General features: G+C 35.1%; 11 protein-coding genes. All 11 read left to right on the forward strand.

Annotated elements, in window-relative coordinates; translation table 11 throughout:
* A partial coding sequence (locus H6A61_RS14325) for a hypothetical protein (protein WP_204394551.1) occupies positions 1-764 on the forward strand: 764 nt, incomplete at its 5' end.
* Positions 765-766: 2 nt separating this feature from the next.
* Positions 767-2,656: an Hsp70 family protein gene (locus H6A61_RS14330; RefSeq protein WP_204394552.1), complete on the forward strand. Its 1,890-nt coding sequence runs from the start codon at positions 767-769 to the stop codon at positions 2,654-2,656.
* Between the two features lies 1 nt (position 2,657).
* Positions 2,658-5,345: an ATP-binding protein gene (locus tag H6A61_RS14335; protein WP_239469241.1), complete on the forward strand. Its 2,688-nt coding sequence runs from the start codon at positions 2,658-2,660 to the stop codon at positions 5,343-5,345.
* Between the two features lie 7 nt (positions 5,346-5,352).
* The gene (locus H6A61_RS14340) at positions 5,353-6,114 is read left to right on the forward strand and encodes a DUF3920 family protein (protein WP_204394553.1); all 762 of its coding nucleotides are present in this window, start codon (positions 5,353-5,355) and stop codon (positions 6,112-6,114) included.
* Entirely contained in the window at positions 6,111-6,392 is a 282-nt protein-coding gene (locus tag H6A61_RS14345; RefSeq protein WP_204394554.1) for a hypothetical protein, read from the forward strand. The genes H6A61_RS14340 and H6A61_RS14345 overlap by 4 nt, the downstream gene beginning before the upstream one ends.
* Positions 6,393-6,401: 9 nt before the next feature.
* On the forward strand, positions 6,402-6,629 hold the full coding sequence (locus H6A61_RS14350) for a hypothetical protein (protein WP_204394555.1): 228 nt from the start codon (positions 6,402-6,404) through the stop codon (positions 6,627-6,629).
* A 22-nt stretch (positions 6,630-6,651) separates the two neighbouring features.
* Positions 6,652-7,224, forward strand: a complete 573-nt coding sequence (locus H6A61_RS16305) for an EF-Tu/IF-2/RF-3 family GTPase (protein ID WP_204394556.1) — start codon at positions 6,652-6,654, stop codon at positions 7,222-7,224.
* 568 nt (positions 7,225-7,792) lie between these two features.
* The gene (locus tag H6A61_RS14360) at positions 7,793-8,245 is read left to right on the forward strand and encodes an HNH endonuclease (RefSeq protein WP_204394558.1); all 453 of its coding nucleotides are present in this window, start codon (positions 7,793-7,795) and stop codon (positions 8,243-8,245) included.
* A gap of 120 nt (positions 8,246-8,365) precedes the next feature.
* Positions 8,366-9,037, forward strand: coding sequence for a hypothetical protein (locus H6A61_RS14365; protein ID WP_204394559.1), 672 nt, complete (start codon positions 8,366-8,368; stop codon positions 9,035-9,037).
* Between the two features lie 23 nt (positions 9,038-9,060).
* On the forward strand, positions 9,061-9,519 hold the full coding sequence (locus H6A61_RS14370; protein ID WP_204394561.1) for a hypothetical protein: 459 nt from the start codon (positions 9,061-9,063) through the stop codon (positions 9,517-9,519).
* A 140-nt stretch (positions 9,520-9,659) separates the two neighbouring features.
* Complete coding sequence (locus H6A61_RS14375; RefSeq protein WP_204394562.1) at positions 9,660-11,321, forward strand: ATP-binding protein; 1,662 nt, start codon at positions 9,660-9,662, stop codon at positions 11,319-11,321.
* Positions 11,322-11,473: the final 152 nt, after the last annotated feature.

An 11,473-nucleotide genomic window follows, 5' to 3' on the forward strand; every position in this document is an offset into this window, starting at 1 on the left:
GTCTTACATTACCAAAAGATTCTCAGAAAATACAAACAATAGTCTCTGATTTTTTAGGTAATTTGTTTGAAAATGATGGAATGTATCGTCAGAGTCTAACAGATCAGGAGGATTTTATATTGTTGGCTGCAATCGAATTAATTAAATCTCAACAAAATATAACTTCAGAATTGACAAAAAATTATAATTCTACATCTCAAAGCAATGCTAATAATATAAAAGAACAAAAATCAGAATTAAGGAAGAAAAACTTAGTTAAAGATAGCGTAGTTGTAGGTGGTGCCGGATTAGGTGCTTTAGCAGGTAGTGGATTGGGGGTGAAAATGGTAAATTCTGGTGCCCTTAGTGGAGGACTTGTTAGTACGTGGTTCGCTTTTGCTGGTGCAATTGCTGTGAGTGCATTAGTAATATATTTGTCATATCATAAGGAAAACAATAAAACAAAAGATTATATTGGTGAGTTGTCATTGGATACAGAAGTCTTTTGCTCAATTGCAGAAAGGATTTGTGAAAGTATTGATAATGTTATAGAGACGTATCGTGTTCAGGTTAAACGTATAATTAATACGTACGAACAACGTGAGAAGCCAACATTGTTAAATACTTATTCATTACTTACCGAACAGATAGCAAATGTAATTGATATTTCACGTAATTGTGGCGAAGATACTCCTGAAAGATTAAAAAAAGCAATATTTGTAATGGAGGAAAGTCTTGAGAATTATGGTTTAAAATTTGAAAACGGAAAAATTAGAAATATTTGAATATGGCAAATCTAATTGTACCCAATAAATATAAGCATAAATATGTAGTTGGTATAGATTTTGGACATGGTGAAACATCAGCAGCTGTTTGTCCTATAGAATGGGACAAGAGTGCCGGTCAGCGTGTGGCTAATTATGAAGATATTTATCTTGACCCTGCTCAGAATAGAGTTATAACTTCAGCAATTTGTCGTGTATCTGGAAGTCTTTTAATTGGTGATGATGCATTTGAACATATGACAGATAATGAAGGGCTTAGAATTTGTTTTAAACAGAAGCCTGAATCGTTAGATGGTGAAGCTGAAAAACTTATGATTGACTATATGGAGGCTATATATGCAAGAATTAGGGAATATCGAACTGAATTAACTGATTCTAATCATATCGTTTATATAGCAAGACCTTCTGGTTGGATTGAAGAAAATACTAAAGAGTTGTACAGGCAGATGGCTATAAAAGCTGGAATACCTCTTGGAGGATTGACTTCTGAATCTCGTGCTGCTATATTCTATGCAAAATCTCCAAGTGTTCAATTTCAAAAAGAAATTTCACAAGGAGCAATTGTGTTTGATCTTGGTTCAAGTACACTTGATTTTACTTACATTTCAGATACAGCTAAACCTATTGATTTTGGTTATGATTTAGGAGCGTCTATTATAGATAATATCATATTTGAAAATATGATATTAAAAGATGAAAAAGTATTTGAATTCTTAAATAAATACCCGGTTTACACAGATGCACTTAAGTTTCAAGCTCGTAAATTTAAAGAAACAGCCTATGGAAGAAATGAAAATTTAAAAACTATAGGAGATTTTCCTCTTACGAAGATAATAAATGAAGATGAAGAATCATTTGATGAATATGCACGCACTTATGTTCCTCTTAAAATAGCAAATTTATCTGAACTTAATACTTTGATTGAGAAAAATGGGCACTATATAGAACATTTGAAAGATGCATTAAATCATTTTAGAACAAATAAAATTCCAGGTAAAAAAGTCAGTGGCGTTTTTTTAACAGGTGGGGCTTCGCGTATGAATTTTATACGTCCGCTTATTGCTGAAGAATTCAATCTTCCTTTGGAAAAAATAAAAATAGATGGAAATGATACTTCTTTGACCGTATCACGTGGCATCGCTCTTCTTGGAACGACTGATGCAATAACTTCAGTTTTGGTTTCTGAGTTGAAATCTCAATTGCCATCGTTAATTAATAATGATGTAATGTTGTCAAATCTAACTCTTGAATTGGCTAGTAATATAACTAATGAATCTTGGAGATACGTTGATAGTGCTTGCTCTTATTGGATTAAATACGGAAAAACAACAGATGAGGATGAACTTAAAAGGATGATAGAAAATAATCTCAGAGACTTCCAAAGAAATCGTGTTTCTACTGTTGTTAATGAAACTTTGCATACTTATATTAAGAACTCAACAGAAGAAATTAGAAAACAGATGAATAATATCATCAGTCGCTATGCACCAGGTAGGGAGATTGCTTCAACTGGAAGAGTTGAGGTTGGTGATATTCAGGCTATAAATAGTAGCTTGTCAAATATGTCTTCAGAAATTGCTAAGATCTGTGACTCTATATCTAATGTGCTTGCTGATATACTTTGGGTGGCTCTTGGGGTTTTCCTTTGGGGGATATTTTGCGCTCCATATTATATTTATAAATATTTTCGCTCAGATGAATCAAAGCGAAAAGATAAGGCCGAAAAAATTTTAGATAAGAAAAGTAAAATCACATTTGATATCCAATCAAAGATAATTTCTGAATTAAATAGAAATTCAGATTTCCGGAATACAATCTCTAAATCTTTTTCGGATTATTTTACAAAATTAATAGAAACAAATATTCAGCAGGTAAAGATACCTATAGAGTAATATGGCTACAATGTTAACACAGAAAGAAAAAGAAATCTTTGAGCCTACGGCGAAGATTCTTGCAGCTAATGGAATTGCTCAGTCTCTTTCATTTACTTCTGAACGAAAGTATCTGAATGATATAACTGCAAATTCAAGTCCCATGTATATGGAACTTGCTACAAGGAGGAAAGACTTGCCTTCATCTCCTTATTGGATTAAAATCACACAGGTAGGTAAACCTATAGATGATAGTGCCGAAAAATGTTTTACTGCTATACAGAAAATTTTAACAGCCTGTTTTCTTCCATCAAAAACACAACTTATTTTTTTAGTACATGGAGAAAAAGGTGTTTATGAAATGTATTTAGGACTACGTTCATTGGTGAAAGGAGAAATTGATTCCACTTTTGTTGATAGTCTTAATGATTTCATAAAAGGGATATGGCCAGGAATGAAGTGTCAACGTGTAAAAGGAAGCTTAGAGTCGATTAAAAATGATATATCGAAAAAATATGAATGTATAGATGCTATGACTGGTATCCCATCTATGGAAAGTCAATATAAAACAATTTATCCAGCTACAATAGATACGCTTCTTGCCGGTATGCAAAAGAATGATTTTACATATATGGTAATTGCTGACCCTATTGCAGAGACCGATATTGATGGTATATTGTACCAAGTAAGAGATTTTAATGGGCAGGCCGAGTCATTGAAATCATTTAATTTTTCAGAGAACTATTCTGACAGTATGAGTGTTGCCTTGAGTGAGTCCAAATCAATTTGTGATGTGACAAATGAAAGTTCATCACAAAAAAGTAAATGGGGAATGGTTGGGGCAGGCTTAATGTTGGCTTCATATATGTTTCCTCCTGCTGGGGCAGTTACGACGGCATTAGCCGTGGCTGCTGGAGCAAGTCAGATTGCAGGTGCAAATCTATTTTCAGAATTTACTCCTAATTACACAAAAGGTAAAAGTCATTCTGAAACAATTTCAAATGGTAAAACAGAAACAACAGGACATACTCATGGTAAATCTATAAGTTACAATATAGTAAATAAACAAATTGAAGCTGTCTCAGAACATTTGTTTTATCACTCCAAAAGATATGAATCTGCAAAGGCTTTGGGATGTTGGTCTGTAGGAGTTTATCTTATGGCAGAGACAAAACATGAATTACAGGGAGCATCTATGCAATTGAAATCTATTGTAAGTGGTCAGGAGTCGGTTTTTGAACCAATTCGCATACATCATATTGAGGATGTTGTTGATAATGTTTTACCTCAGACGTTAGGCAGTATGGATGTACCATTAATTAAGTTTAAGTCTTTGGGAGGATCTTATTTTGATCATCCATTAGGAAAACATTTTAATGATTTGCGTACATTATTAACGACCAAAGAGTTGTCTTATTATATTAATTTCCCTTTGAGAAGTGTTCCTGGTATTAGTGTTGTTGACAGTTCCCCAAATTTTAGTTTGAATGAACAGAATATTTCTGAAAACGAGAATTCTATTTCCATTGGTAAGATGCTTTACGGTGGAAGTTCTACTAATATGAATTTTAGAATTCCTATAAGTCAACTTTCAAGACATTCTCTTTTATCAGGAATTAATGGAACTGGTAAAACAAATACGGTTCAGGCTATATTGAATGGAATTGGAAAACTTCCATTCCTTGTTATAGAGCCTGCTAAAACAGAATATGTGGACTGGGCAATTCAATATAACAATGAGCATCCTGATACACCTATAGATATTTATATTCCAGGTTGTAAGAAATATAAAACAGGATTTGTACCCAAACAATTAAAATTAAATCCATTTGAATTGGTATGGTTGGATAAAAATCAAGAACCTAATGTTCTTAGTCATATAGACAGGTTGAAATCTACCTTTGCTGCCGCTTTTCCAATGTATGACATTCTTCCTGTTCTAATGGAAGACTTGATTTATACTGTTTATCAGAATAAGTCAACAGATTGGCTTACTCAAGAACCTGTTTTTGGAAGTACATTGCCACCTACGTTGAATAGTATGAGCGTCAGTGTGGATAAAGTAATAACGAACAGGCAGTATGAGGAAAGGATTGAACGAAATATGAAGGCTTGTTTCCATACTCGTATTGACAGCCTGAAACGTGGTTGGAAAGGAGAAATGCTTAATACTGTTCATTCAACACCTTGGAATGAACTTTTCCAAAAACCATGTATCATTAACCTGTCGTATGTGGGTGATGATGTAGATAAATCATTTTTCATGGCGTTAATTCTTCAGTTCTTGTATGAATATTGTACAGCATTGGCTGAAACGCAAAGAATTGACTTTAACGATAATAGCTGTCGTCATTTGACTATTATAGAGGAAGCGCATAGAGTCATGGCTAAATGTGATAATCAGGAGTTGCCACAATACAAATCGGCTATGATGTTTAGTAATATGTTATCCGAAATTCGTGCGTACGGAGAAGGTATGCTTTTGGTTGATCAGGTTCCAACAAGACTGATACCGGATGCTATTAAAAATACGAACTTGAAGATAACACATCGTTTGGTAGCTGAGGATGATTGTAAGGCTATCGGTGAAGCTATGGGATTGAATGATGACCAGCGTAAAGTGATTTCAAAATTGCTTACAGGACAATGCATCGTTTCAAGTTCTCTGAATACGGAAGCTTATTGGGTGAAAGTTGATAAGGTTAAATGACAAGTCTATGATGGAATATTATAATGGATTGGAATCTAATGAATTTTCAGAAGGTATAGAAAAAAAGACTTCTGTAACAGAGGCTGAAAAAGCATATATTTCTGAAGTGTTAGAAACAAAAGATAGTACAGTTATTGTTGCGAGAATTGATGAACTATCGACTGATGTTCCTCCAAAAGCTATTGACTTTAATAAGGAAATAGCTTCTTTGCTGGAGAGCGCAGGTGAAGATATTTCGCCAATTTATTTGGAAGCTCCACAAGATTGTATTCAAATAAAAGATATTTCGGAAGAAATGAAAACCATAGAAGGATTGGATTTTAATGATTGGAAAGAATTATCTTTTGATGAACGGATGAATGTTTTGCAAAAATTGGAAGAACAAATATCTGTGATTGCTCATAGGCCTTCTTGTGAGTTGGTTGCTAAAGATTTGGGTAACGGACATTTTGGATATTATTCAAAGAATAGTAATCTGATAGTCATAAATAGCGATATTATAAAGTCTAACTCTTTTAATGATTATAGAGAAACATTGGATACTTTAGTTCATGAAGGACGTCATGCTTACCAAAACTATAATTTATATGAAAGGGAAGTGCATCCAAGAGGAGGAGAGATATCCAACTGGAAATTGAATGAATTTAGTTATGGTTATCAGGATGTTGGGCATTATGGATTCAGAGCTTATGCATTGCAACCTTTGGAAGCTGACGCAAGGGCTTTTGCTGAAGATGTATTGAATGAATTTTTTAAGAATAGGGTATGATGGAAAATATTTCGAATATATTACAAAAACGTGGCTATTCTGAGAAACAATCAGCTAAGGTAGCTGCTGAATTGCATGATATAGATGATAGCTTAAAGCCACTTCTAAATAAATGGTTGGTTTCTGAAGAAGAAAATGATTACCATGTAGAGGGATTTAGCTTATTAGAATTAAAACTTAAATTTGATATGACTTATCCTGCTGCTTTATTGACAATGGATTGGTTGATTAAAGAACCAGAAAATGCAATTAGAAGTATTAATAGAGGAATAAAATAGAATTATAATATGGCAACATTTATATTAACTCCTAAATGTAACATTCCTCTCAGTCATGGAATGAAAATAGAGAAAGGAACTCTGCCGTTTATTGTAGAGATTCCAACAAATCATCTTCCTTTTGATTCTATATCATCTAAGAATATGGTTAAGAATTGCTTGTTGGCAAGAGGAATAGACATTTCTGGTCATGAGAGTATTCTAAGCGGTGCTTATTTTGATTTTAAAAAGATATAGTTTAATATTAGAACTGTTGAATATGGGAAATAATAGGGATATAGATAGAGATTTCTTCATGTCTATAGAAGATAAATTTGAAATCACAGGTAGAGGTGTTGTTGTAACCGGTAGAATAGAAACTGGTGAAATTAATGTTGGTGATACTGTGATTATTCAGAATCTGAATAATAGCATTGTTTCTACTGTAGTAGGAGTGGAAATGTTCAGAATGTTATTGGATAGAGGTGAAGCGGGAGATAACGTAGGTTTGCTTCTAAGAGGAGTAAGAAAAGAACAAATTGATACGGATTCTTGTATGATTAAGGCGGGAGAAGAGTCTTCTACTGACATAATAATGCGTTGTCCTAACTGCGGCCGTTGGGTAATGTGTGAGAGAAATGTTTATAAAAATAAGATTGTTGATAAAATTATAAAGAATAAAGGAAAGATTGCAGGTGCTGTGTTAACCGTAACTACTGGAAATCCTACTTTTATTTCAGTTGGAAATGTTGTAGACAATGTAGTTAATGATGAATCTAGTAATGGGGTAGAGGAGGTTGGTAAAATATATTTCAATTGTCCTAGATGTTCTCATTCTTGGAGTGAGAAATAAAATTTGTTATACAATAATTCCGATTATGAGAATATTATATAATTCAAAACATTATGATTAGAGGTATTACACTTTTCCGATGTACTAAGTGTGGAAAAATATTTTCTGCACCAGATATAGAACTAAATGCAACAATTTTTTCTATGCCTCAACCCTGCAAGCGTTGTGGAAGTATAAGAACATATCCATTGTCAAGCTTTTTGTTTAAGTCCTCATATAAAAAGATCTGGGAACAAATGGAGAAAAATAAAACTTGATTATATTTAAGGATTTCAAGATTGACCATGAATAAAGAAAATATAATACCAAAATTTTTGGAGGACGGTTGCGAATATATTTAATTCAGTCAATTCGAAAAGAAGTTTAATATGTTCCGTTCTCTAGCTGAACAAGGAGTGATTGATGCACCGCTTTATTATGCATCGCTTCATTTACGTGGACTTGGTACTGGAAGTTATCACGTAGTAGTATAGAATGGTATAAGATGGCAGCTGGAAACGATTGTAAAAAAGCAAAGGAGGCTTTGGAAAAACTGATCACAAGTAATCATGATTTATAACTCATAAATATGATACAATTTAAAACCAAAAATCAAAATCTGGTCAATACCACAAGCAATGGCGTTCCGTACATAAAGAAGTGTTTTACCCTTTATGGAATACAAGTTTGTGGTGTATTCCCTGTGTTTGAGGGAATAAAAGTGACGTTAGACGGGACTGTTGATTCACTCTATAAGCAACTTGGCAATACGGATTATTCGTTTTACCATGGAACGATGAGATTGGCCACGAAAAAGCTAAAGCAGCTAATGAAAGTTAAATCTGAAATAAGAAATCGTTTCTCTGTTGAACAAATTAAGGATATTGAAGCTGAGAAAGAAAAGATTCCCGGATTAATTTGGCACCATTACGAGGAATTGGATGGAGAAAGTCCAATTATGCAACTTGTGGATGAAAAGCTGCATACGGCATGTTCGCATACCGGTGGCTCATATACTTGGAACAGAAAACATCTGGTATAATAACGGAAGGTAGAAAGCATAGAATAAAGAAGTGCATTCTGATAATTATCTTTTCGCTTGCCAACGAAACAGGTGCAAGCCACACATACCTTTGCTTCATCGAACTAAAACTATGTTAATATGAAGAAACTGATTAATTTTTTGTTTGTCGTGGTATGTGTTATTATGATAACTGCTTGCGAGAGTGAACTGAAGGATATGGCTTATAGCTATACCAACAAGTCGAATGGTGATGTTACTGTCATCCGTCTTTATAAAGGAGGCAAGGTGCTTATTAATAAATTTACAAAATGGGATGTTGAAGACAAGGATGAGATTTATATGTATAAAGGTAAAAATATTATCGGGGCTTCTTATACTAGGATAGACAGTATTATTAACATAAAGAATGAGTATGAAGTTTTTGATAAGATTATTGTTCAGAAGGATGGTGGCATCAGGTATAAGGCTGATGTTTACAGACCGGACAAGCGTTTTAAGGATATAAAGCCTGTGGGTAAGTATGGAGGTAAATCTTATGAGTCGAAGGGCGATGACGGTAATATGTATATGTGTTTTATAGATGAAAAGACTGTGTTGCTGGCGACTGAAGGTGGATTGGATTATTACGATTATGAAATTTCTAACGGTAAAATTCTGATAATCGGTAAAAATCTTATTTTTAAGCCTGAAGGAGATAATTTCCTTGTTCTGGAGAGTAATTGGACTTCGCTTGTTATGAAGTATAAGGGGATGGTGGATGATTATGAGCTTTGGAGTTATATTCTTTCTGATTTTGAAAGAGATTTTTGAATGTAAATGAATTTTGCGACGCTATGAAATATGTAAATGACAAATTCCTCCATTCTGACCTTATCGTTTTGGGATGTATCGCTACTATCAACTGTTACATCTTGTTGGTGATGGGAAAGGTTATAGACGGTATGGATGTTTTCTTAAAATCACTTTCGTTGTTTCAGGTGATTGGAATATTATTAAGCCTCATTACAGTGCAGACACTTATAGGGCTATATGTGAGGTATATAAATAAAGGTAAGACTGCTTTCCTCGTTTCCAGATTTGTATTAGGAGTATTTGTAATGTTTATGGCATACATATTGGTTGTAACAACAGGTGGTTCATCCGGCTACGATGGTATTATAAAAAATATGACTTCATGGGAGTTCTACAATTTAATGACAATAGAGTTTATGTTCTTCTGTTTTGCTGTTGCGTATGAAAAAGCGGAGCATAAGCGTTATCAGAATAAATCCTCTGATGATGTCACTTGCTAAAGAAATGTAATAAACAATTTAGATATCGAAGAAAGATATCTGATTTGCGTTTTTTATCTCTTATGCACATGATGTATGTGCAAGCCCGCTGTACCTTTGTGTCATAATCAAGGAAGTAAATAACATTAATACTTATAATCATGAGCACAAAGCGTATGAATCTTTTGGAGTGTATAGAGGTGATTGCCGATAAGGCTGAGAATTCACATCTGAGTGATGAGTTCTTCAATGAGGTTGAAGGACAGATTGGATATGTATCGCGCAAGTTGGGTATCAACAGAATACAGGCTGTTGTGCTGGCTCTGATGGTGAACAGAAGTTTTGATACAAGGATTGAACTTAATGATTTGTCGGACTATCTGAACTGTAAGTATATAAAGATGCTCAAGTACTCGGCCGATGTGGAGGGGCTTGTGAAATCTCATCTTATTGCCTGTACAAGGGGAAGAGGGGATGGTAATCTTACTTACAGGGTACCTCCAGTGGTAATAGAGCATCTCAAGAATAATAAGGCTTATAAGTATGAGGTGCCTAAGAGTTTGACGACAAGCGAGTTTTTCGGTAAGCTCAACGAGTATATTGATTGCCGGGTGAATGAGGAATGCAGTATAGAGGGCTTTCAGAACGATGTGGTGGAGTTGATTGAGAACAATCTGCATCTGGATTTTGCAAGCAGGACTAAGGCTTTGGAACTTGACGTCAATAATCTGGCTCTCTTCTTGTTTGTGTGTGATGCGTTTATTCAGAACAGAGAGGAAAATGTAAGGCAGCAGGACCTTGCTGATATGTGTTGTAACAAATATCATTTCAAGTCTGTCTGCAATCTGCTGATGGAGGGTAAGCACTGTCTTCAGAAGTTGAATCTGATAGAGTTCTGCAATGAGGACGGGATGGTGAACAGGGAGGAATATAAGCTTACTGAGGATACGAAGAGAACTTTTCTGTTCGGAGTGAAGGCCGGTGGCTCGGACAACTCATCCGGAAATTTCTCCTCTTTACTTATGGACTGCAGGTCTTTGCCCGCAAAGGAGCTGTTCTATAACAGAAGGGTGACTGATTCGATAAACCAGCTGGCAGGTCTGCTGGAACAGAACAATTTTTCTGACATTTGCGGACGTTTGAAGGAAAAGGGGCTTCGCAGTGGTTTTGCATGTCTTTTCTACGGCGCTCCGGGAACGGGAAAGACGGAGACGGTTTATCAGCTGGCGAGACGGACGGGAAGAAACATCATGCGTGTGAATATCTCTGAGATTAAGAGTAGCTGGGTGGGCGAAAGCGAGAAGAATATAAAGAATGTATTCAATAAGTACAGGTATCTTGTGGAGAGATCGGAGGTGGCTCCTATTCTGTTGTTCAACGAGGCTGACGCTATTCTTGGAAAGAGAATGGAGGGGGCTGAGCGTGCCGTGGACAGGATGGAGAACTCAATCCAGAATATCATCCTGCAAGAAATAGAGAATATGGAGGGTATTCTGATTGCTACCACGAATATAGCGGGAAATCTGGATAAGGCTTTTGAAAGGAGGTTTTTATACAAGATTGAGTTCGAAAGACCGGATATTCAGGCGAAGTGTGCTATATGGAAGTCGATGATACCTGAACTTAATGAGGATGAGGCTGAATGTCTGGCATCGAGATATGATTTCAGTGGAGGGCAGATTGAGAATATCTGTAGGAAAAGAACTATAGATTCTATTTTATGGGGAAGCGAAAATCTGGATTTTGAAAAGCTGAAAGATCATTGCGAATCGGAAATTATGCATATAGGAAAAACGGAAAGAAGAAAGATTGGTTTCAGGTAAATCAGTCTTTCTTCTTTCCGTTTTATTTGTACATTTCGTTCATCTGTAAGCATTCAGTAAACCCCGTCAGAACTCAGTCTTGATTCTTTATATTTTTGTACCCATAACCAATATTGTACAAAAATGAAGAATATGACATTAGACCAATTCAA

The sequence above is a fragment of the Bacteroides caecigallinarum genome, assembly GCF_016901995.1.
In the GTDB taxonomy this organism is placed as follows: domain Bacteria; phylum Bacteroidota; class Bacteroidia; order Bacteroidales; family Bacteroidaceae; genus Phocaeicola; species Phocaeicola cellulolyticus.